The sequence below is a fragment of the Paraburkholderia yinzeri genome (genome assembly GCF_046581065.1).
In the GTDB taxonomy this organism is placed as follows: Bacteria; Pseudomonadota; Gammaproteobacteria; order Burkholderiales; family Burkholderiaceae; genus Paraburkholderia.
Window position 1 is genome coordinate 2,100,964 of the sequence record NZ_JBFOCJ010000001.1, and the last position, 21,892, is coordinate 2,122,855.

The 21,892-nt window shown below is 67.2% G+C and carries 16 protein-coding genes; 9 read left to right on the forward strand and 7 right to left on the reverse strand.

The window, feature by feature from the left end; translation table 11 throughout:
• Positions 1-297 precede the first annotated feature (297 nt).
• The 3 genes from WJ542_RS10060 (at position 298) to WJ542_RS10070 (ending at position 2,816) form a co-directional block, all read left to right on the forward strand.
• On the forward strand, positions 298-1,620 hold the full coding sequence (locus tag WJ542_RS10060) for an EAL and HDOD domain-containing protein (RefSeq protein WP_411189155.1): 1,323 nt from the start codon (positions 298-300) through the stop codon (positions 1,618-1,620).
• A gap of 135 nt (positions 1,621-1,755) precedes the next feature.
• Positions 1,756-2,319, forward strand: a complete 564-nt coding sequence (locus WJ542_RS10065; protein WP_411189156.1) for a peroxiredoxin — start codon at positions 1,756-1,758, stop codon at positions 2,317-2,319.
• 29 nt (positions 2,320-2,348) lie between these two features.
• Positions 2,349-2,816, forward strand: a complete 468-nt coding sequence (locus WJ542_RS10070) for a hypothetical protein (RefSeq protein WP_411189157.1) — start codon at positions 2,349-2,351, stop codon at positions 2,814-2,816.
• A gap of 38 nt (positions 2,817-2,854) precedes the next feature.
• On the opposite strand, the gene WJ542_RS10075 is transcribed toward WJ542_RS10070, so the two are convergent.
• The 5 genes from WJ542_RS10075 to WJ542_RS10095 all read right to left on the reverse strand — a co-directional run bounded on the left by WJ542_RS10075 (position 2,855) and on the right by WJ542_RS10095 (position 13,630).
• Positions 2,855-6,148, reverse strand: a complete 3,294-nt coding sequence (locus WJ542_RS10075) for an efflux RND transporter permease subunit (RefSeq protein WP_411189158.1) — start codon at positions 6,146-6,148, stop codon at positions 2,855-2,857.
• Between the two features lie 4 nt (positions 6,149-6,152).
• Complete coding sequence (locus WJ542_RS10080; protein ID WP_411189159.1) at positions 6,153-9,290, reverse strand: MdtB/MuxB family multidrug efflux RND transporter permease subunit; 3,138 nt, start codon at positions 9,288-9,290, stop codon at positions 6,153-6,155.
• 6 nt (positions 9,291-9,296) lie between these two features.
• Entirely contained in the window at positions 9,297-10,643 is a 1,347-nt protein-coding gene (locus WJ542_RS10085) for an MdtA/MuxA family multidrug efflux RND transporter periplasmic adaptor subunit (RefSeq protein ID WP_411189160.1), read from the reverse strand.
• A gap of 388 nt (positions 10,644-11,031) precedes the next feature.
• Positions 11,032-11,868, reverse strand: coding sequence for an IclR family transcriptional regulator (locus tag WJ542_RS10090; protein ID WP_411189161.1), 837 nt, complete (start codon positions 11,866-11,868; stop codon positions 11,032-11,034).
• Between the two features lie 559 nt (positions 11,869-12,427).
• Complete coding sequence (locus WJ542_RS10095; protein WP_411189162.1) at positions 12,428-13,630, reverse strand: ammonium transporter; 1,203 nt, start codon at positions 13,628-13,630, stop codon at positions 12,428-12,430.
• A 431-nt stretch (positions 13,631-14,061) separates the two neighbouring features.
• Between WJ542_RS10095 and WJ542_RS10100 the strand changes: the two genes are divergently transcribed.
• The gene (locus tag WJ542_RS10100) at positions 14,062-15,723 is read left to right on the forward strand and encodes a sensor histidine kinase (RefSeq protein WP_411189163.1); all 1,662 of its coding nucleotides are present in this window, start codon (positions 14,062-14,064) and stop codon (positions 15,721-15,723) included.
• Here the strand turns inward: WJ542_RS10100 and WJ542_RS10105 are convergent.
• Positions 15,720-16,064, reverse strand: coding sequence for a hypothetical protein (locus tag WJ542_RS10105; RefSeq protein WP_411189164.1), 345 nt, complete (start codon positions 16,062-16,064; stop codon positions 15,720-15,722). The genes WJ542_RS10100 and WJ542_RS10105 overlap by 4 nt on opposite strands.
• Before the next feature lie 123 nt (positions 16,065-16,187).
• The gene (locus tag WJ542_RS10110; protein ID WP_411189165.1) at positions 16,188-16,769 is read right to left on the reverse strand and encodes a DJ-1/PfpI family protein; all 582 of its coding nucleotides are present in this window, start codon (positions 16,767-16,769) and stop codon (positions 16,188-16,190) included.
• Positions 16,770-16,828: 59 nt separating this feature from the next.
• Here WJ542_RS10110 and WJ542_RS10115 point away from each other — a divergent pair, with 59 nt between their 5' ends.
• The 5 genes from WJ542_RS10115 to WJ542_RS10135 all read left to right on the forward strand — a co-directional run bounded on the left by WJ542_RS10115 (position 16,829) and on the right by WJ542_RS10135 (position 21,792).
• Entirely contained in the window at positions 16,829-17,353 is a 525-nt protein-coding gene (locus WJ542_RS10115; RefSeq protein WP_411189166.1) for a GNAT family N-acetyltransferase, read from the forward strand.
• Between the two features lie 2 nt (positions 17,354-17,355).
• Positions 17,356-17,820: a BCAL1086 family glycoprotein gene (locus WJ542_RS10120; protein WP_411189167.1), complete on the forward strand. Its 465-nt coding sequence runs from the start codon at positions 17,356-17,358 to the stop codon at positions 17,818-17,820.
• Between the two features lie 76 nt (positions 17,821-17,896).
• Positions 17,897-18,364, forward strand: coding sequence for an Rrf2 family transcriptional regulator (locus WJ542_RS10125; RefSeq protein WP_411189168.1), 468 nt, complete (start codon positions 17,897-17,899; stop codon positions 18,362-18,364).
• Between the two features lie 105 nt (positions 18,365-18,469).
• Positions 18,470-19,114 carry an NAD(P)-dependent oxidoreductase gene (locus WJ542_RS10130; protein ID WP_411189169.1) on the forward strand — a complete coding sequence of 215 codons (645 nt, stop codon included), beginning with the start codon at positions 18,470-18,472 and terminating at the stop codon, positions 19,112-19,114.
• Between the two features lie 155 nt (positions 19,115-19,269).
• Positions 19,270-21,792: a mechanosensitive ion channel family protein gene (locus WJ542_RS10135; protein WP_411189170.1), complete on the forward strand. Its 2,523-nt coding sequence runs from the start codon at positions 19,270-19,272 to the stop codon at positions 21,790-21,792.
• The last annotated feature ends 100 nt before the right edge of the window (positions 21,793-21,892 follow it).

Below are 21,892 nucleotides of genomic sequence, written 5' to 3' on the forward strand. Positions count from 1 at the left end.
GCCCGAGCCGCGGAGGCCGCGAACCGGCATCCGCCTTCTGGCTGAAGGCGCCCATCAGAGGGAGTTATCGACCGGATGGGGAAAATCTTTAGCGCCTGGAAAGAAAATTCGCCGTGGCGCGCCGCGGCACCGTCCTGGCGCTCCGCTGGCACGCGGATTCGGTTAAAGTGGCGCGGGTCGGCACGCTTGCGTCATGCGCAATGAATAACGGGCGCAGCGACACGGCGCGGCCGGCCGCAGCACCGGTCTTGCGGGACGTCGCGCCGCCGGCCATTCCATCTGTTCGAGTCATACGCCATGTCCGATTCATCGTCAGCGTCCGACAGGGCGGCGATCCCCGCCGCGCGGGGCGCGGGCGGCGGCCCTGTGCCGGCCGCGCAACCGTTCGTCTATCTGGGCCGCCAGCCGATTCTCGATTGCGGCGGCGCGCTGACGGCCTACGAACTGCTGTTCCGCGGCGGCGCGCACAACCGCGCGGACATCGACGACGACGCGCTCGCGACCGCCCAGGTCATGACGCGCACGATGGGACAGCTCGGCGTGCCGGCCGTGCTCGGGCGCCATTACGGCTACGTGAACGTGAGCCGCGAGCTGCTCTTCGACGACATCATCCATCTGCTGCCGCCCGGCCGCTTCGTGCTCGAAGTGCTCGAGCACGTGCGTTTCGACGACGCGCTCATCGAGCGTCTTGCATTGCTGCGCCGCGCGGGCTACCGCATTGCGCTGGACGACGTGAGCGTGATCTCGGAGAACCTGCTGAAGGGGCTGCCCTGCGCGGACATCGTCAAGGTCGACCTCATACAGACCGAGCGCGGCATGCTGCCCGAGATCACCGCGACGATTCGTGCGACAGGCAAGACGCTGATTGCCGAGAAGGTCGAGACGAGCGAGGACTTCGAGCTGGCGCGCTCGCTCGGCTTCGAGCTGTTTCAGGGGTATTTCTTCGCGCGCCCGCAGGTGCTGCGCGCGCCGCGTGTGCGCACGTCGCGCCTCGCGCTCGTGCGCCTGCTCGCGCTCGTGGCGAGCGACGTCGGCGTGGCCGAGCTCGAACGGGAGCTGCGCAACCATCCGGGCGTCGTCGTGCAACTGCTGAGGCTCGTGAATTCGAGCGCCTATGCGCCCGCGCGGCCCATCGCCTCGCTGCGCGAAGCTGTGCTCGCCGCCGGCACGCGCCAGATCGCGCGCTGGGCGCAACTGCTGCTCTATGCGAGCGGACGCGACCTGCCGTGGGGCTCGGACCCGCTCGTACAACTGGCCGGCACGCGCTCGCACTTCATGGAGCTGGCGGCGCGCAGCCTGTATCCGAACAATTCCGACTTTGCCGATGCCGCGTTCATGGCCGGCATTTTTTCCCTCGTGCACGTGCTGGTGGGCTCGACGCCGGCCCATACGCTCGAACGCCTCGGGCTCTCGCCGGCGATCAGCCGGGCCGTGGACGGCCATCACGGCGAGCTGGGCACGCTGCTGCGCATCGCCATGAGCGCCGAGCGGGGCGACCATCAGACGGCGCAGTCGATCGCCGCCGCCGCGGGCGGCGTGTTCGCCTCGCTGACCTTGCCGCTGCTCGCCGAGCTGAACCTGTGGGCGGGCGCCTGGTTCACCGCTTACGCCGACGGCTGAGGCCGGGCGGAGGCGCGTAGAGCGCCCGCCTGCGCCCGCCGCGATTGTATGGTCCAATGACGCCATCGCCGCGCGGCCGCCCGGCCGTGCCCGGGCCGACGAGGCGCGCGGCGAGCCATCGAGAGGAGCATCGACATGAAATCCCGATTCATCGCGGCAGGCGTCGCGGCGTTGCTGTGCGCCGGACTCTCGCTCTACGCACTCACGGCCGACGCGACGCTCAAGCCCGGCGACGCTGCGCCGGACTTCACGACCGAGGCGTCGCTTGGCGGCAAGACCTACACGTACACGCTCGCCGACGAACTGAAGAAGGGGCCGGTGGTGCTCTACTTCTATCCGGCCGCGTTCACGAAAGGCTGTACGATCGAGGCCCACGAGTTTGCCGAAGCCGTGGACGAGTACAAGAAGTACGGCGCGACCGTGATCGGCGTGTCGCACGACAATATCGATACGCTGACGAAGTTTTCGGTGAGCGAATGCCGCAGCAAGTTCCCGGTGGCCGCCGACGAAGACTCGAAGATCATCAAGTCGTATGACGCCGCGATGCCGATGCACGAGTCGATGGCCAACCGCGTGTCCTATGTGATCGCGCCCGACGGCAAGATCATCTACGAGTACACGAGCCTCTCGCCCGACCAGCACGTCGAGAACACGCTGCGCGCCGTGAAGGAGTGGGCCGCGCAGCATCCGAAGCAATAGTTGCCGCGCTGGCCGCGCCGGTTCGTCGCATGCCCATTCTCGTTCTGCTGTTTGCGTTCGCCGCGCTCGTTTACGGCGCGGTGGTGTCGTTTCACGCGCTCGCGCAGCGGTTCGGCATGGATGTCGCGGTGGCCGCGGCGGTGGTCGTTGCCGCCGTGCTCGTGGCGCTTGCCGCCCGGTGGTGGCAGCGCCGCCGCGACGTGGCGCCGAACCTGCGCGGCGACGGCGACTGGACCCACGGCATGTCGGGCGAATGGGGCGCGGTGCGGCTCGCGGCGGGCAAGCGCCTGTGCGAGCTGACGCTCGGCGCGGCGCAGGGCGCCTATATCTTCGCGCACCTGCGCGGCGCGCAGCCGGCGCGCGAGGCGGGGCAATGGCGCGTAGCGCTCGATGTCGCCGATGCGAAGCGCCCTGTCTGGAATGTGCCGATGGCGAGCGAGCGCGAGGCGAGGCGCTGGACGCGGATCTTCACGCTGGCCATGGCGCAGCGGCTTTGAAGAGATGTCGCACTCGAATTGCCCCCCGCTACCGGCCGTCACTCAGCCCCCGCCTCCGCAGGCCGCACCCCCCGGCTTTCCCACCACACCCTCAGCCGGTCCATATACAGATAAACGACCGGCGTCGTATAGAGCGTGAGCATCTGGCTCACGATCAGCCCGCCCACGATCGAAATGCCGAGCGGCGCGCGCAGCTCCGCGCCTTCGCCCGTCCCGAACGCCAGCGGCAGCGCGCCAAGCAGGGCCGCGCACGTCGTCATCATGATCGGCCGAAAGCGCAGGAGGCACGCCTGATGGATCGCGTCGCGCGAGCTCAGGCCTTCGCGCGATGCCGCGATGGCGAAGTCCACCATCATGATCGCGTTCTTCTTGACGATGCCGATCAGCAGGATCACGCCGATCAAGGCGATGATGCTGAACTCCGTCTTGAAGAGCAGCAGCGCAAGCAGCGCGCCCACACCGGCCGAAGGCAGCGTGGAGAGGATCGTGAGCGGATGGATGTAGCTCTCGTAAAGGATGCCGAGCACGATATATACGGCGGCCAGCGCCGCGAGAATCAGGATCGGCTGGTTGTCGAGCGACTGCTGGAACGCCTGCGCCGTGCCCTGGAAGCTGCCATGGATCGTGGCGGGCATGCCGATCTCGCCCATCGTGTCGTAGATGGCCGCGGTGGCGTCCGAAAGCGACTTGCCGGGCGGCAGGTTGAACGAGATCGTCGAGGCGACGAACTGGCTCTGGTGATTGACCGAGAGTGGGGTCGTGCCGGGCCCGAACGAGGCGATGGCCGAAAGCGGAATCATCGTCTCCTGCGCCGTGGAAACCGCTGCGCCCGAAGAAGCGCTCGACTTGCCGCTGGCCGCGAGCGAGTTGATCGCGAGGTTGAGCGCCGAGTCGGCTGCGATGGCGGCTGCGCTTGCCGCCGTGGCTGCGGCCGCGCCGCCCGCGGTCGTGGACGGCGCGCTCACGGTGCCCGCCGTCGCGTTGGTGCTCTGCGAACCGCTGGCGGGACCGCCCGAGGTGCTCACCCAGATCTGGTCGAGCATCTCCGGGCTTTGCCAGTATTGCGGCGCGACTTCCATCACGACGTGGTACTGGTTGAGCGGGTTGTAGATCGTCGAGACCTGGCGCTGGCCGAAGGCGTCGTAGAGCGTGTTGTCGATCTGCGAAGGCGTGATATTCAGGCGCGCGGCGCTCGCGCGGTCGATCGTGACCATCGACTCGAGGCCGCCTTGCTGCTGGTCCGAGTTCACGTCGGCAAGCTCGGGACGCGATTGCAATGCCTCGGTGAGCTTCGGCCCCCACTTGTAGAGGTCTGTCGTGTTGTCGGCGAGCAGCGTGAACTGGTACTGCGCGTTCGACTGCCGGCCGCCCACGCGGATGTCCTGTACGGCCTGCAGAAAGGTGCGCGCGCCCGCCACGCTCGAAAGCGGCCCGCGTAGCTGCGCGATCACCACGTCGGCGGAGAGCTTGCGCTCGCTTTTCGGCTTGAGCGAGACGAACATGAAGCCCGAGTTGGTCGCCCGTCCGCCGGAAAAGCCCGCCACCGAATCCACGGCGGGATTGGACTGCACGATGCGCATCATTTCCGCGAACTTGACCTTCATCGCCTGGAACGAGGTGGCCTGATCGGCGACGATGCCGCCCGTGAGCCGCCCGGTGTCCTGCTGCGGGAAGAAGCCCTTGGGTACGACCACGTAGAGTGCGACGTTCAGCGCGATCGTCGCGACGAGCGTGAGCAGCACGAAAAGTGGATGCGCGAGCGCCCAGCCGAGCGTGTGCTCGTAGCCGCGTTGCAGGGTCATGAAGCCGCGTTCGAGCCACTGCGCGAAGCGGCCCTCGGCCGCTTTCTCGTGCGGCTCGTCGAGCAGGCGCGAGCACATCATCGGCGTGAGCGTGAGCGAGACCAGCAGCGACACCGCAATGGCGAGCGAGAGCGTGAGCGCGAACTCGCGAAAGAGGCGCCCCACGATGCCGCCCATCAGCAGAATGGGCAGGAACACGGCGACGAGCGAGACGCTGATCGAGAGCACCGTGAAGCCCACTTCGCGCGCGCCCAGCAGCGCCGCCTGCAGGCGCGGCACGCCGTTCTCGATGTGGCGCGAGATGTTTTCGAGCACGACGATGGCGTCGTCCACGACGAAGCCTGTCGCGATGGTGAGCGCCATCAGCGAGAGGTTGTCGAGCGAGAAGCCCATCAGGTACATCGCGCCGAAGGTGCCGATGATCGAGATCGGCACCGCGACGCTCGGAATGAGCGTCGCGCGCCAGTTGCGCAGGAACAGGAACACCACCATGACCACGAGCGCCACGGCGATCATGAGCGTGCGCTCGGTGTCCTTGAGCGAGGCGCGGATCGTCACGGAACGGTCGGAGGTGGGAATCACCTCGACGCTGGCGGGCAGCGAGGCCTTCAACTGCGGCAGCATCGCGATCACGCGGTCCACCGTCTCGATGATGTTCGCGCCGGGCTGGCGGTACAGGATCACGAGCACGGAGCGCTTGCCGTTGGCGAGGCCGATGTTGCGCAGGTCCTCCACCGAATCGACCACTTCGCCCAGGTCCGAGAGCTTCACGCCCGCGCCGTTGCGGTAGGCGATGACGAGATCCTTGTACTGGCTCGCCTTGCTCGCCTGGTCGTTGGTGTAGAGCTGGAAGCGCTGCGGGCCGAACTCGATGTCGCCCTTCGGGCTGTTCGCATTGGCCGAGGCAAGCGCCGCGCGCACGTCTTCGAGCCCGATGCCGTAGTGAAAGAGCGCGTGCGGTTCGAGTTCGATGCGCACGGCCGGGTTGGCCGAGCCGCTCACGTCCACTTCGCCCACGCCGTCCACCTGCGAGAGCGACTGCTGCAGGACGGTCGCCGCGGAATCGTAGAGCTGGCCCGCCGTGAGCGTGGGCGAGGTGAGCGCGAGGATCAGGATCGGCGCGTCGGCGGGGTTGACCTTGTGGTAGGTGGGGTTCGAGCGCAGGCTTGCCGGCAGGTCGGCGCGCGCCGCATTGATGGCGGCCTGCACGTCGCGCGCGGCGCCGTCGATGTCGCGGTTCAGGCCGAATTGCAGCGTGATGCGCGTGCTGCCCACTGAGCTTTGGGAGGTCATCTCGGTGACGTCGGCGATGCTGCCGAGGTGGCGTTCGAGCGGGCTCGCCACGCTTGTCGCCACGGTCTCGGGGCTCGCGCCGGGCAGCGTGGCCTGCACGGAGATGGTGGGGAAGTCCACCTGCGGCAGGGGCGCGACGGGCAGCTTCGTGAAGGCGAACACGCCGGCGAGCGCGATGCCGAGCGCGAGCAGCGTGGTAGCGACGGGGCGGGCGATGAACGGACGGGACAGGTTCATCGCGTCACGGCTCCTGGGACGAGGCCGGTGCCGAGGGCGACGAGGGCGAGCCGCCGAAGCGCTGCCTCATGCGCTGCGCGAGCGAGTCGAACGCGAGATAGATCACGGGCGTGGTGAAGAGCGTGAGCGCCTGGCTCACGATCAGGCCGCCCGCGATAGCGATGCCGAGCGGCCGGCGCAGTTCGCTGCCCGCGCCGCTGCCCAGTATGAGCGGCACGGCGCCGAGCAGCGCGGCCATGGTCGTCATCATGATCGGACGGAAGCGCAGCAGGCACGCCTGATAGATCGCCTCGCGCGGCGTCTTGCCTTCGCGCCGCTCGGCGTCCAGCGCGAAGTCGATCATCATGATCGCGTTCTTCTTCACGATGCCGATCAAAAGCACGATGCCGATAATGCCGATGATGTCGAGATCGTGGCCCGTCATGATCAGCGCGAGCAGCGCGCCGATGCCGGCCGAGGGCAGCGTCGAAAGAATCGTGACGGGATGCACGAAGCTCTCGTAAAGCACGCCGAGCACGATATACATCGTCACGATGGCGGCGAGGATCAGGAAGAGCTCGTTCGAGAGCGAGGCCTGGAATGCAAGCGCCGCGCCCTGGAAGCGCGTCTGGAACGAGCCGGGCAGCCCGATGTCGCTCCCGGCCTGCTGGATCGCCTTCACGGCCGCGCCGAGCGAGGCGCCGGGCGCGAGGTTGAACGAGATCGTGGTGGCCGGGAACTGGGAAAGGTGCGTGACGAGGAGCGGCGCCGGGCGCTCGTGGAAACTCGCAATGGCCGAGAGCGGCACCTGGCCCGTCGTCGAGGTCGAGGAGGGCAGGTAGATCGCGTTAAGCGCGTCGGTGTAGTGCTGGAGCTGCGGCTCGGCTTCGAGGATCACGCGGTACTGGTTCGACTGCGTGAAGATGGTGGAGATGATGCGCTGGCCGAACGCGTCGTAGAGCGCGTTATCCACCGTCGCGGGCGTGATGCCGTAGCGCGACGCGCTCGCGCGGTCGATTTCGACATATACCGACTGGCCTTCGTCCTGCAGGTCCGTTGCGACGTCGGCCAGCTCGGGCAACTGTTCGAGCCGGTTCATGAGCTTCGGCACCCAGGTCGTGAAGTCCTCGATGTTCGGCGTGGTCAGCAGGAACTGGTACTGGGTCGGACTTACCGTCGAGTCGATCGTAAGGTCCTGTACGGGCTGCATGTAGAGCGTGGCGCCGGGGAGATGAGCGACGCTCTTCTGCAAGTCGCGGATGATCTCGCTCGCCGTCTCGCTGCGGTCGTCGCGCGGCTTCAGGTTGATCAGCATGCGGCCGCTGTTGAGCGTGATGTTCGTACCGTCCACGCCGATGAACGAGGTGAGGCTTTCCACGTTGTCGTTCTTCAGGATTTCGGCGGCGAGTGCCTGCTGGCGCTCGGCCATCGAGGCATACGAAACCGACTGCGGGGCCTGTGTGATCGCCTGGATGACACCCGTGTCCTGCACGGGGAAGAAGCCCTTGGGCACTACTACGTAGAGCACGCCGGTGAGCACGAACGTGATGGCGAACACGATGAGCGTGAGACGCCGGCGCGCGAGCACCCAGTCGAGCGCGACCCCATAGCGGCCGATCACGTAGTCGAAGAATGCATGCACGCGCGCCTCGAAACGGCGGCTTTCGGCGGGCGGCGGGTTTGGCATGGAGCGCAGCATCTTCGCGCACATCATGGGCACGAGCGTGAGCGAGACCACGGCCGAGATCACGATGGTCACCGCGAGCGTGATGGCGAATTCGTGGAAGAGGCGGCCCACCACGTCGCCCATGAAGAGAAGCGGGATCAGCACCGCGATCAGCGAGACCGTGAGCGAGATGATCGTGAAGCCGATCTGCTTCGAACCCTTTAACGCGGCTTCGAGCGGCGTCTGACCTTCCTCCACGTAGCGCGAGATGTTCTCGATCATCACGATCGCGTCGTCCACCACGAAGCCCGTCGCGATGGTAAGCGCCATCAGCGAGAGATTGTCGAGCGAGAAGCCGCACAGATACATCACCGCGAGCGTGCCGATCAGCGAGAGCGGCACCGAAAGGCTCGGGATTACCGTGGCGTAGAGGTTGCCGAGGAACAGGTACATCACGAGCACGACGAGCACGACCGACATCAGCAGTTCGAACTGCACGTCGCGTACCGAGGCGCGGATCGTCGTGGTGCGGTCGGTGACGATCTGCACGTCGAGCGCCTGGGGCAGCGACTCCTGCAACTGCGGCAGGATCGACTTGATGCTGTCCACCACCTGGATCACGTTCGCGCCCGGCTGGCGCTGCACGTTCAGGATGATCGCGGGTACGCCGTCCACCCACGCGCCGAGCTTCGTGTTTTCGGCGCCCTCCACGATGGTCGCGACGTCGGTGAGCATCACGGGGCGGCCGTTGCGGTAGGCCACCACGGCGCTTTTGTAGGCGTTCGCGTCGGTGAGCTGATCGTTCGCGTTGATCGTGTAGGCGCGCGTGGGGCCGTCGAAGTTGCCCTTCGGCGTATTGACGTTCAGGTTCGAGATGGTCGTGCGCAGGTCGTCCAGATTCAGGCCATAGGCGGCGAGCGCGCGCGGGTTGGCCTGGATGCGGATGGCCGGCCGCTGGCCGCCCGTGATGCTCACGAGGCCCACGCCCGCCACCTGCGAGATTTTCTGGGCGAGGCGAGTGTCGGCGAGATCCTGGATCTGCGTGAGCGGCAGCGTCTTCGAGGTGATCGCGAGCGTGAGGATCGGCGCGTCGGCGGGATTGACCTTGGCGTAGATGGGCGGCGCGGGCAGGTCGGAGGGCAGCAGGTTGCCGGCCGCGTTGATGGCGGCCTGCACCTCCTGCTCCGCCACGTCGAGCGGCAGGTCGAGGCTGAACTGCAGCGTGATGACCGACGAGCCCGCCGAGCTTTGCGAGGACATCTGATTGAGCGACGGCATCTGGCCGAACTGCCGTTCGAGCGGTGCGGTGACCGATGAGGTCATCACGTCCGGGCTCGCGCCCGGATAGAAGGTCTGTACCTGGATGGTCGGATAGTCGACTTCGGGCAGGGCGGAGAGCGGCAGGAAACGCAGCGCGACGAGGCCGACCAGCATGATCGCCGCCATGAACAGCGCGGTGCCGACCGGACGCAGGATGAAGACACGGGACGGATTCATGCGGGCTTACTGGCCTTCCGGCTGCGAAGCGTGCCGGTGATGGCGATGCGCGCCGGAGGCGGCCCATGGGGCAGAGGCTCCCTTTGCGCCCGAGGCATGCTTCGGATGTTCGGCGGGGATCGAGATCTTCGCGCCTTCGCGCAGGCGGTCCGAGCCGTCCGTCACGACGCGCTCGCCGGCTTCGAGCCCGGAGGCGATGCTCGTGCGCTCGCCGTCCACAGGCCCGACCTTCACGAGCCGCACGGTGACGGTGTTGTCGGGCTTCGCCACGTACACGTACTGCCCCTGCGAGCCGTTGAGCACGGCGGCGGTCGGCACGATCACGGCGTTGTGGATCGTGTCGACGGTGAGGCGCGCGTTGACGAACTGGTTAGGGAACAGCATCTGGTCCGGGTTCGCGAAATTTGCGCGCAGCTTGACCGTGCCCGTGGTGGTGTCGATCTGGTTGTCGATGGTCGCGAGCTGGCCGTCTTCCAGCGGCGTCGTGTTGCTGCGGTCGTACGCGGCGACCGGTAATTTCGCGCCCGTGCGCATCTGCTTGAGGATGACCGGCAGGTCGCTTTCCGAGGTCGTGAAGATCACGCTGATAGGCTGCAACTGCGTGAGCACGACGATGCCGTTAGTGTCGCCCGGCGTTACGTAGTTGCCCGGATCGACCTGGCGCAGGCCGACGCGGCCCGAGACCGGCGCCGTGATGCGCGCGTAGATGAGATCGAGCTTGTAGGTGTCGACATTGGCCTGATCCGACTTGACCGTCCCTTCGTACTGCTTGACGAGCGAGGCTTGCGTGTCCACCTGCTGGCTCGCGATCGAGTCCTGCGCGAGCAGTGTCTGGTAGCGCTTGAGGTCGACCCGCGCCGTGGCGAGGAGCGCCTGGTCGCGCACGAGCTGGCCTTCGGCGTTCTCCAGCGAGATCTGCCAGGGGCGCGGATCGATCTGTGCGAGCACGTCGCCCGCTTTCACCATCTGGCCTTCCTGGAAGTTCACGCTCTGCAGCGTGCCGGAGAGCTGCGTGCGCACCGTGATGTCGGCAAGCGGCGTGACCGTGCCGAGGGCCGTGACGACGACGGGCATGTCGCCGTTCGCGGCGGTCGCCACGGTGACGGGCTGCGGCAGGTTCGCCATCGCGCCCGGGCCGCCATGACGCATGTGCCCGCCGCGCGCCGGCTCTGTCGCGACGCTTGCGGGCGCCTTGTTCCACGGTTGCCAGCGCAACAGCACGATGCCCGCGACGACCAGCACGGCGGCGAGCGCGATCAGCTTGCCGCGCGAGCGGGGCGGCCGGGGTGGCCGATGTGGCCGATGTGGCATTTCTTGGCGGGACGATTCCAGCGGCTTTTCTTGTTGGTCCATCGGTCAGGTCGTCTCGGGCTGTCAGGTTGGGCGGCCGGTGCCGCGGGCAGACGTACGGATTGCCGGCGCTACGCGCAATCAATGAAAGGAAATTGTCAGGCTGTACGCCACTCTAGCAAACGCTGGATGCGCGCGGGAGGCGCGGCGGCCGAAAGGCTGCGGCGAGCGGTGGCTGGCTGGCGATGCGTGGATGGCTGGCTGGCGTGGCTGCGCCGCCAAAAATGACACAACGGCCACGATGCTAGTCGGGGCTCCGGATAGCGTCCAGCGCCATTTCTTTCAAAGCATTACCGTCGTAACAGTCCTCGCGGCAGACGAGGCCGAGCGCCGCCCGAGGCCTGCGCGGCCGGCGGAAACGACGTGAATGGCGGTGGCCGGCCAGGTCTTGTCAGCCGCCGCCGGGCAGGCACACGATGCCGCCGATTTCGGCCGCGATCCCCACGAGACATTCGCGCAGCAGTGGCGCGGCATGCGTAACGAGCCATTCGCGCGGGCATTGCTGCGAAGCGCCGCAGCAGTTGATCGCATAGCGCTCGCCATCGGGTGCCGTGAAGGCGCCGGCGATCGCGTTCAGGCCGTCGTGCCAGTCGCCTATCGTCATGGCGTAGCCCCGCCCGGCGGTTTCGGCGACGGCTGCGTCGAGGCGGCTGCCGAAAAGGCCCCAGTCGTTGCCGGCCGCGGCCTGCAGCGCAGCGGTGACCGTGTCGCGCTCGGGTGGCGTGAGAGAGGCGAGCCACGCCCGCCCGACGGCCGTGCGGCTCATTTCGATGCGCGAACCCACGTCGAGCCGCGAAACCAGCACGGCCGAACGCGGACGGATCGCGTCGATTACGGCCATTTCCAGCCGGTCGCGCACGGTCAACTGGACGGAAAGCGCGGTGCGTTCGGCAAGGCGTGTGAGATACGGCCTTGCTCGGGTGCGGATATCGGAGTTGCGCAGGAAGCCGTTGCTCAAATCCAGCACGGCCGAAGTCAGCACGAAGCGCTCGCTGTCCGGCAGGCGCACGAGAAAGCCGGTGCTGACGAGCGTGCCGGTCAGGCGCGAGACCGTTGGTTTGGGAATGCCGGTCAGGTCGGTCAGCTCGCGGTTGGAAAGCGGGGCGTCGGCAGCGGCAATGCAGCGCAGGACGGCGAGACCGCGCGCGAGCGCCGTCACCTCGTCGGCCGCACCGTCTTTGTCGCGAAGCGCCTCGGTGCGCACTCGCGGATCGGTTGCGGAAGTCATCTCAGGTCTATTTGCGTTTTTTTGAAACAGTATTTCAGCAGGTACCGCGACCCTGGAAGTGGGCCGGGACCATTATCGCGCACTTATTACGCACCGGCGCGGTGCAGCAGAAATCGCCTGAGAGATATTAAAAACCGGCTTAAATAGTCAACCGATTCTTAGGGATACGGGCTTTATCGAATGGCGTAATCCGGAGAGATTTTGCTTGACTTAGTCAGCAGCTCAGTAAAAAATGGAACCGCATTTCGACATGACCCCGCGGCACGCGGGTTTTAATGTGCCGCGGCATATGCATTCCGCATAACGCAGTCTGATTCGGGGCGGCGGCGCGAGTCGAAATACCCTCTCTCAGGTTCTAGCACGGCCCTCGGAATGGCTAGAACTTTTAAAGCGTCACGTTCACACGTGGCGCTTTTTTTTTGATATTGGCAGGGTGAAGGGAAAGGAATAGCCGCGGCTGCTCACGCCGGTATGAAATGGCGTTTTACGTTAGCGTTGTTTCAGGGGCTCCGCCCTTTTCTCTGGCCTGGAATCGAAGGCCCCGCGGCAGGCCGTCTCCTCAGACTACCGTTTCCCGTTCGGGCGTGGCCGTGATCTTGTGGATCGACAGATCCGCGCCATTGAACTCTTCCTCCTGGTCGATGCGCAGGCCGACGGTCAGTTTGAGCGCGCCGTACACGATGGTCCCGCCGAGCGTGGCCACCACGATGCCGCCCACGGTCCCGACCACTTGCGCCCAGAAGGACACGCCGCCCATGCCGCCTGCCCAGTGCATGCCGAAGATGCCGGCTGCGATGCCGCCCCAGGCGCCGCACAGGCCGTGCAGAGGCCAGACGCCGAGCACGTCGTCGATGCGCCAGCGGTTCTGCACGCAGGTGAACATCGTCACGAACAGCACGCCCGCTACCGCGCCCGTTACGAGCGCGCCAAGCGGATGCATGAGGTCCGAGCCCGCGCACACGGCCACGAGGCCGGCCAGCGGGCCGTTATAGGTGAAGCCCGGGTCGTTGCGGCCCGCGAGCCAGGCGGAGAGCGTACCGCCCACCATCGCCATGAGCGAGTTGACGGCCACGAGGCCGCTGATCTTGTCGATACTCTGCGCGCTCATCACGTTGAAGCCGAACCAGCCCACCGCGAGCACCCACGCGCCGAGCGCGAGGAACGGAATGTTCGAGGGCGGATGCGCGGCGACGCGTCCGTCGCGTGTGTAGCGCCCGTGTCGCGCGCCGAGCAGGACCACGGCCGGCAGCGCGACCCAGCCGCCGAACGCATGCACGACCACCGACCCCGCGAAGTCGTGGAATGGCGCGCCGAACCAGTGCGTGAGCGCGTCCTGGATGCCGAATCGCCCGTTCCAGACAATGCCCTCGAAGAACGGGTAGATGAAGCCGACGATCACGAAGGTCGCGAAGAGCTGCGGATTGAACTTCGAGCGTTCGGCAATGCCGCCCGAGACGATCGCGGGAATGGCCGCCGCGAAGGTGAGCAGGAAGAAGAAGCGCACGAGGGCATAGCCGTTGTGCTGGGCGAGCACGTCGGCGCTGGCGAAGAACTGCACGCCGTAGGCGATCGTGTAGCCGATGAAGAAGTACGCGATCGTGGAAACCGAGAAGTCCACGAGAATCTTCACGAGCGCGTTGACCTGGTTCTTCTTGCGCACCGTGCCGAGTTCGAGGAACGCGAAGCCCGCGTGCATCGCAAGCACCATGGCGGCGCCCAGCAACAGGAAGAGCGTGTCGGTGCCGGTCTTGAGAGTGTCCATCTTGATGACGTGTCGTGGTTGCCCAAAAAGAGCGCATCCATGAGCAAGATGCGGGCCAGCGGCGCGCCAAAGCGGTGAATCGGGCTCCGCGGCGGATCATTGAGTCGCTTCGTGCCGGTGCGTGCGTGCACCGGGTCGGGAGAAAGGCATCGGCGCAGGGGCGAGTGCGGTGCGTGTGCGATGCTTTCATTTACAGCGTTCTCGCACAATTTGTGTGCTAGTGCTCGAACATGGGGAATGCGAGCGCCAATTCGGGGAGATTTATTTGATTTTGCTTTCTGTTCAAGAGTGATGTCAGCAAGCTGAAACAGAGCGGCGCCGGCGGCCGCGTGCGGCGCGTTTTTATCCGGGGACACGCGGAATGTCCCTCCACGCGCAAACGCCGACATAATGGCTGGATCGATTCACCCCATCGTCCGACCCGCCACTGCATGCGACTAACGACCAAAGGGCTGCTGCTGATCGCGATTCCCGCCGTTTTCGAACTGACGCTGCTGCTCGGCATCGTCAGGGCGCAGAGCGATGCCGAGGCCGCCGAAAGCTGGAGCCAGCACAGCCAGGAGGTGCTGGCCCAGGCGGGGCGGGTGCTGGAGCCCGTGCTGATCGAATCGGTGCAGCTGCGCGGCGCCGTGGCAGCCGGCGATGCGGCATTCACGACGCCGCTGTCCACATGGGTGGAGGTCGACGAGCGTATCGACCAGCTCGTCGACCTCGTTGCCGACAATCCCGGCCAGGTCGAGCGCGCGGTACGCATCCGCCAGGCGGTGCAGAACTACCGGCATTGGTCGGAACGGGTCCAGGATCTGTTGCACGCGAAGCGCAGCGGCGAACTCGTCGACCGCTTCCGCGAACTGACCGATGCCGACGTGCTCGATCGCGTGCGCGCACAGATCACGGCGTTCCAGACCGAGGAGCGCCGGCTCGACGTCCTGCGCGTCACGGCTGCCGAGGAGGCGCGCGCGCAGCAGCAGACGCTCGTGATCACCGCGGTGACCGGTTCGATTGCGTTCGTCGCGCTGGCGGTGTGGCTCTTTACGCGCGGCGTACGCGGACGACTTCTCGCGCTGTCGGACAACGCCAACCGTCTCGCGGGCAACGAGCCGCTGGCGCCGCTTACCGTCGGCAACGACGAGATTGCGCGGCTCGACCTCACGCTCCACCAGATCGGCCAGCGCCTCATCGAGGCCGAACGCGCGCGGCTCGGCTTCCAGGCGGACCTCGCGCGTCGCGCGGAGCAGCTCGCTCAGATCAACGAGAACCTGCGCCAGCAGACCCAGGAAAACGAGATGTTCATTCACAGCGTCTCGCACGATTTGCGCGCGCCGCTCGTGAACCTGCAGGGTTTTTCGCGCGAGCTGAACCATGCCTGCGACGACCTGCGCGCGCTCGTTGCGCGCTCGGCGCTGACGCCCGAGGCGCGCGCCGAGGTGGAGCGGATCGTCGATGCGGACATTGGCGAGGCGCTGCGCTATCTGCAGACGGCCGTGCTGCGGGCTTCGCACATCATCGACGCGCTCTTGCGCCTCGCCCGCGTGGGGCGCGTGGAGTACCGCCGTCAGCGGGTCAACGTGCGGGAGCTCGTGCAGCGCGTGGTGGACGCCATGCACGGGTCGATCCGCGCCCGTGCGGCGACGGTGAGCGTGCGACCGCTGCCCGCGGTGTGGGGCGACCCGACGGCGCTCGAGCAGGTTTTCGCGAACCTGATTGGCAACGCGCTCAACTACCTCGATCCCGCGCGCGAGGGCAAGGTCGAGATCGGGACGGCACCCGCGCCGCCCGGCGTGGAATCGCTGCAGATTTTCTACGTGCGCGATAACGGGCTCGGCATTCCCGAAGTGGCACTGCCGCGTCTTTTTCAGGCATTCCAGCGGATGCACGGCCATATCGCGCCAGGCGAGGGGATCGGGCTTGCGCTTGTTAGGCGCGTCGTCGAACGTCACGGCGGGCGCGTGTGGGTGGAATCGCGCGAGGGCGAGGGCACGACGTTCTATCTTTCGCTGCCCGACGCGCTGGCGCAGGTGCCGCCCGCGCCGGGCGAGGCCGTCATGCCGGCGGCCGCCGGGGGTGGCGAGGCTACCCGCGCGGCCGGTTAGCGCGACAGCCCGTGGCTCGACCTGAAGAGTCGGCGCGCGCGCAGCAGGCGCCGGCCGCGGATCGACCAGACGCTGCCCGCGACGATCAGCATGAGCGCTAAACCCAGCACCGCGCGCGGATCGAGGTGCAGGCCGAACGGCGCGGCGCCCGGCGAGAGGAAGCTTTGCGCGAGCACGAGCAGGGCGCCCCAGAAGGCGATCGCAGCCTGCACGACGAGCCGCGTGCCCGCGCGGTGGCGCATGCGGTCAACGAAAGTCGCACGACGATGCGTGCGCGAGCAAAAAAAAGCGATCGCCAACAGGGCGATCGCGAGAAGCACAATCCAGTCCGTCAGGTCCATCACAACTACTCCTAAAGCAGTTAAGTACTTTAGGCATCTGTGACATCGGACGATATAGGACATGTCTCAAAGAACGGCACGCCCGTCATTCATCGGGGCGTGCGCCGGTGCGGCCAGCGCGCCTTACGGCTCGATGCGGGTGCCGAGCAGCACCAGGAACTGCCGCAGCCACTCCGGATGCGCGGGCCACGCCGGGGCGGTGACGAAGGGCGCGTCGGTCACGGCGCTGTCGATCGGAATGTCGGCGTATTCGCCGCCGGCCAGGCGCACTTCGGGCGCGCAGGCCGGATAGGCCGAAATCCGCCGGCCGCGGATTACCTCGGCGGCGGCAAGGAGCTGCGCGGCGTGACAGATGGCCGCGACTGGCTTGTTCGCGCCCGCGAAGTGGCGTACAAGCTCGATCACCTTGGGATCGAGCCGCAGATATTCGGGCGCGCGGCCGCCGGCGATGGCGAGCGCGTCGTAGGCGGCCGGGTCGATGTCCTCGAAGGTTGCGTTGAGCGTGAACTGGTGGCCCGGTTTCTCCGTGTAGGTTTGGTCGCCCTCGAAGTCGTGGATGGCGGTCTTGATCCGCTCGCCAGCCTTCTTGCCGGGGCACACGGCGTCGACGCGGTGGCCCACGGCCTGCAGTGCCTGGAAGGGCACCATCGTTTCATAGTCCTCGGCAAAGTCGCCGGTGAGGAAAAGGATCTTCTTGACTGCCATTGCACGCCTCCCGTGTTGGATGGTGGAACAGATTGGACCCCAATGCAGTCTACTCCAGCATGATTGACGCTTCTGTTACGCCCCGCCTGCCGCCCGATATCGTCTGGCGCGCCTACCTACCCGGGCGCGACGCCGCGCCGCTCGCGGCGCTCTTTCGCGCGGCGGTGACGACGCTCGCGGCCGCGCGCTACGATGCGGCCCAGCGGGCGGCGTGGGTGTCGTCCGCCGACGATCTTGCGGCGTTCGACGCGAGGCTTGCGCGCGGCACGACGCTCGTCGCGGTCCATGCCAGCGCGAGCGTGGCGTTCGGTCAGCTCTTTCCGGCCGATCACGTCGAGATGCTCTACGTCGCGCCGGATTGGGCGCGGCGCGGCCTCGCTTCGGCGCTGCTCGGACGCCTCGAGGCCGTGGCACGGGGGCAGGGCGCAAACGTACTGAGTGCGCAGGCGAGCGCGCTTGCCCGGCCCGTATTCGAGCGAGCCGGCTTTTCGCTGGTTTCACCTCAGGTAGTGTCGCGCGGCGGCGTATCATTGCCGCGCTTTCAGATGGCCAAGCCGCTCTTTGCGGCCAAACGTTCAGGATGACCATGTCTTTCAGGGTATCGATACACCGGGCCTGCGTGCCCGTTCTGGCCTGTGCGCTGCTCGCGGCGGGCTGCAGCAAGCAGGACGCCAGCGCGCCCGATCTCGCGGGCAAGTCCGCCGACGCCGCGCAGCAGGCGGTGCAGCAGGCGGCCCAGCAGGCCGCCGATCAGGCCAAACAGAAGCTCGACGAGGCCGCGAGCTATGTGAACCAGCAGGTCGACGCCGCGCGCACGGGGGCGCAGCAGCAGATCGACAACGCTTCTTCGCAAACGCAGGACGCGAGCGCGTCGACGGGCCAGCTCGCCTCCGCCGCGCAAGGCCAGTTGAGCGATGCGGCGAGCGACGCCCGGGCCATGCTCGGCCATGCCGCGGCCGCTGCGGGCACCGGGCTGCAACTGACCGGACGCACGCTGCAGCAATGGGCCAGCAGCACCGCGGCGGCCTCGTCGCCGGCGGCGAGCCAGTGAGCACGAACTTGACGTCCGCGATTAATGTAATTACTATGGTTACACTTTTCGATGCAGGCTTCATGGCAGGTTCGGCGTGAACACGAGTAGCCGCTTTGCGTTTGCCGTCCACGTGCTTGCGCTGCTCGCGCAGCAGCAGGGCGCGCCGCTTTCGTCGGAGATCATCGCCGGCAGCGTGAACACGAATCCCGCGCTGATCCGGCGGCTCCTCACGATGCTCGCGAACGCGGGGCTTACGGGTTCGCAGTTGGGCGCGGGCGGCGGGGCGCTGCTGGCGCGCGAGCCCGGGTCGATCACGCTGCTGGACGTGTACCGCGCCGTGGACGACGCGCAGCTTTTCGCCATGCATCGCGAAGAGCCCAATCCGGCCTGCATGGTCGGGCGGCATATCCAGCACACGCTGCGCGGCGTCATCGACGACGCACAGTGCGCGATGGAGGCGTCGCTCGCGGCGCGCACGCTCGCCGATGTCGTCGACGATGTGGAGCGCAGCGAGCGCAGGCTCGAACGGACGCGCGGTACGCGTGGGGCGGCCAGGGCGTGAGGATCATGGACGTCATCGCATCACTCACCGGGGCTATGCCCCGTTTTTTAACGCTTTATATGTAACTACATTGGTTACATAAAACCGTACGACAGGAGTTCAAACATGAGCAAGTCGCTGAATATCGCTCTCTTTGGTGCAACCGGCATGATCGGTTCGCGCATTGCCGCCGAAGCCGCGCGCCGCGGCCACCGCGTGAGCGCCCTCGTGCGCGAGCCGGGCCGCGTGGCGGCGGGGCCGAATGTCGTGGCGTCGAAGGTCGACGTGCTCGACGCAGGTAGCGTGGCCGCCGCAGTGCGCGGTCACGGCGTGGTCGCGAGCGCCTACGCGCCGCCGCACGATCGCGTGGCGGACGTTCTGATCGCGAGCCGTGCGCTTGTCGATGGCGTGCGCGCGGCCGGGCTCAAGCGGCTCGTCGTGGTAGGTGGCGCGGGCTCGCTCGAAATCGGACCCGGCAAGCAGCTCGTCGATTCGGAGAGCTTTCCCGCGGCGTGGAAGGGGATCGCGCTCGCGCATCGCGACGCGTACGACTATTACCGTACCGTCGCCGATCTCGACTGGACGTTCTTCGCGCCTGCCGCGATGATCGCTCCCGGCGAGCGCACGGGCCAGTTCCGCACCGGCGCGACCGCGCTGATCGCCGATACTAAGGGCGAGAGCCGCATTTCGGCGGAAGACTACGCGGTGGCATTCGTCGACGAACTGGAGCAGGGGCGCTTCGTTCGCCAGATCGCCACGGCGGGTTATTGATGCCGTAGCGGGGAGGCACGCCGGCCGCGCGAGGCGCCGCCGGCGTGCCGCGCCGCTTTTCGCCAGGATTCTCGCTGACATTCTGTTACGCGGGCGTGCCGCGCGGGCGGCTCGACTGCCGCTAAACTGGAGCGTCCTGTTCTTGCCTTTGCGACATGAATTCACGCTCCGGACGGGACGGCGCACGGGTCCAGCCGGCGTGCGCCGGGTGGCCCGCGGTTGCTCCCGTTTTTGACCGGCACCCGGCGCAGGCGACACGCTCGCCGCTGAGCCAGGGCTGGCTGACGCTGCTCGCCTGTCTCGTGCTCTGGTGCGCCTGCGTGCCGCTCGCGTTGGCCCAGGCGGTGGTGCCTGCGCCCGCCGCGCCTGTTCTGCCGGCGCTGAAAAGTCTTATCACGGGCCAGCCGGCGGCTGCCTCGGGCGCGTCGGCAGCCGAGGCCGCATCGGCCCCCAGCGCGGCCAGCCAGGCCGAGTTCACCCGCAATCTCGACAGCGTGATCACGACGCTCGACAGCGACCGGCAGCGCAATGCGCTCGTCGCGCAACTGAAAAAGCTGCGCGACGCTTCGCAAAACGTCGCGCCCGCGCCGGCTTCGGGCGCGGCGGGCACGTCGGGGCTGCTCGGCGCGATCGCGTCAGGGCTCTCGTCGGTCGAAGCGGATGCGCGCCGCGGCCGCAGTCCGGTGCACTACTGGGCCGGACGGTTCCGGGCGGCCGGCAACGAGCTGTATGCGCTCGCGGCGGGCGAGGACGAGGAGCGCGCGGGCGGTCTCGTGCTCCACCTGCTTGGCATGCTCGTGGGCTGGGGCGCCTGCGCGCTCGCGCTGCGCTGGCTCGTGCGCCGCGTGCTGCGGCGTTTTTCCGTCGACACCGGGCTGCAGCCCAATCCCACCACCATCGAGCTCGGCGTGTTCGCCCTGCAGCGGGTCGGACCGTTCATCGTCGCCTTCGTGGCGGCGCTCGTCGTCGAACGCGCGTTGTCCCAGTCCGTCGGCCGCACGATCGGCCTCGTCATTGCCTATGCCATTGTCGCGGGCGCGGTGTTTTCGGCCATCTGTCTCATCATGTTCTCGCTGTTCGGGTCGGGGCACCGGCGTGCCGCGGTGCGTGTGCTGATCGCGCGCGGGCGCCGGCTGCTCTTCGCGATCGGCGTGTGCAGCGCGCTCGGCGACGCGGCCACGAATTACGACGTCGCGTATCAGATTGGCATCAACCTGGCCGCGCTTGTCTCGACGTTCGCCAACATGACGGCGGCCGTGCTGACCGCCGTATTCGCCATGACCTTCAGCCGGCCCGTTGCGCATCTGATCCGCAACCGCAGCTACCAGCTGCGCCACGACCACAAGGCGCTCACGGAAATCTTTGACTTGCTGGCCTCGATCTGGCACGTGCCGATGCTGCTGCTCGCGGCCGCATCGATCGTCGCGACCGTGGGGGGGCTCAGCAGCAGCGAGAACGTGCTGCAGATCTCGATCGTCACCGCGCTTCTGCTCGTGCTCGCGTTCTTCCTTTCGGCGGTCGTCCGGCGCCTCACGCGGCCGGATCCCGCGCGCATGCGGCGCCGCTCGCCCTATTTGCGGCGGCTGCTGCGATTTGCGGGCACGCTCGCCATCGTGTTCATCTGGCTCGCGTACTTCGAATCGTGCGCGCGGCTGTGGGACATCTCGCTAGCGCGCATCATCGAGGCGAGCGTCGCCGCGCGAGGCATCGCTCATGCGCTATTCGCAATCGGCGTGACCGTGTTCTTCGCATGGCTCACGTGGATCGTGCTCGATACCGCGATCCTCGAGGCGCTCAATCCGAGCGGTCCGCGCGCCAAGGGCCGCGCGCCCAGCGCACGCGCGCGCACCATGCTGCCGCTCGTGCGCAACGCGCTGCTCGTGACGATCCTCACGATCGCCGGGATCGTCACGGCCGCGAACCTTGGCATCAACGTGACGCCGCTGCTCGCGGGCGCCGGCGTGATCGGTCTCGCGATCGGCTTCGGCGCGCAGTCGCTCGTGAGCGATCTCATCACGGGGCTCTTCATCATCATCGAGGAGACGATTTCGGTGGGCGACTGGATCGATCTCGACAACGGCCATGCGGGCACCGTCGAGCATTTGTCGATCCGCACCGTGCGCCTGCGCGACGGTCAGGGCGCGATACACGCCATTCCGTTCTCCCAGATCAAGATCGTGAAGAACCTCTCGCGCGACTTTGCGTATGCGGTCTTCGAAGTGCGCGTGCCGTTTTCCGTCGAGCTCGATACCGTCACGCGACTGATTCGCGAAGTGGGCGCGGAGCTGGTGGCCGATTTCCGCTACCGGCGCGAGATCCTCGGGCCCGTGGAGGTGTGGGGGCTCGACCGTTTCGAGCCGAACTGGATGGTCGTCAAAGGGCAGATCAAGACGCGGCCGCTCCAGCAGTGGAGCGTGGCGCGCGCGTTCAATGCGCGGCTCAAGCACCGCATGGACGAGGCCGGCATCGACATGCCGGTACCGCAGATGCAGGTGCACATGAGCCCGCGCGGCGCGGACGTTCCGCTGCACGAGGACGATCTTGCGCCGCCTTCGCATGCGGCGGCCTCGAAGGAAGGGGTGCGCGACGCGTCGCACGAACCACGCCCGGCGCCACCGCCCACGGCCAGCCCCGACAGCGCGCCGCCGCAGATTCCGACCGCAGGCAGCCGAGGCTAGTCCTTTTCGGGTCGTTCGGACTGCTTTTCAATCGTTCATGCCGCGGCGGGCAGCAGCGGCAACACGTCGTTGACGTGCGTTCCGATCTACGCGGCGGGTT

Excerpts from the sequence above, each read along its gene's own strand:
- WJ542_RS10075 (WP_411189158.1), bottom strand. The coding sequence starts at position 6,148 with ATGAACCTGTCCCGTCCGTTCATCGCCCGCCCCGTCGCTACCACGCTG.
- WJ542_RS10110 (WP_411189165.1), bottom strand. The coding sequence starts at position 16,769 with ATGGCAGTCAAGAAGATCCTTTTCCTCACCGGCGACTTTGCCGAGGAC.
- WJ542_RS10095 (WP_411189162.1), bottom strand. The coding sequence starts at position 13,630 with ATGGACACTCTCAAGACCGGCACCGACACGCTCTTCCTGTTGCTGGGC.
- WJ542_RS10130 (WP_411189169.1), top strand. The coding sequence starts at position 18,470 with ATGAGCAAGTCGCTGAATATCGCTCTCTTTGGTGCAACCGGCATGATC.
- WJ542_RS10135 (WP_411189170.1), top strand. The coding sequence starts at position 19,270 with ATGAATTCACGCTCCGGACGGGACGGCGCACGGGTCCAGCCGGCGTGC.
- WJ542_RS10100 (WP_411189163.1), top strand. The coding sequence starts at position 14,062 with ATGCGACTAACGACCAAAGGGCTGCTGCTGATCGCGATTCCCGCCGTT.
- WJ542_RS10085 (WP_411189160.1), bottom strand. The coding sequence starts at position 10,643 with ATGGACCAACAAGAAAAGCCGCTGGAATCGTCCCGCCAAGAAATGCCA.
- WJ542_RS10080 (WP_411189159.1), bottom strand. The coding sequence starts at position 9,290 with ATGAATCCGTCCCGTGTCTTCATCCTGCGTCCGGTCGGCACCGCGCTG.
- WJ542_RS10070 (WP_411189157.1), top strand. The coding sequence starts at position 2,349 with ATGCCCATTCTCGTTCTGCTGTTTGCGTTCGCCGCGCTCGTTTACGGC.
- WJ542_RS10065 (WP_411189156.1), top strand. The coding sequence starts at position 1,756 with ATGAAATCCCGATTCATCGCGGCAGGCGTCGCGGCGTTGCTGTGCGCC.
- WJ542_RS10090 (WP_411189161.1), bottom strand. The coding sequence starts at position 11,868 with ATGACTTCCGCAACCGATCCGCGAGTGCGCACCGAGGCGCTTCGCGAC.
- WJ542_RS10120 (WP_411189167.1), top strand. The coding sequence starts at position 17,356 with ATGTCTTTCAGGGTATCGATACACCGGGCCTGCGTGCCCGTTCTGGCC.
- WJ542_RS10115 (WP_411189166.1), top strand. The coding sequence starts at position 16,829 with ATGATTGACGCTTCTGTTACGCCCCGCCTGCCGCCCGATATCGTCTGG.
- WJ542_RS10060 (WP_411189155.1), top strand. The coding sequence starts at position 298 with ATGTCCGATTCATCGTCAGCGTCCGACAGGGCGGCGATCCCCGCCGCG.
- WJ542_RS10105 (WP_411189164.1), bottom strand. The coding sequence starts at position 16,064 with ATGGACCTGACGGACTGGATTGTGCTTCTCGCGATCGCCCTGTTGGCG.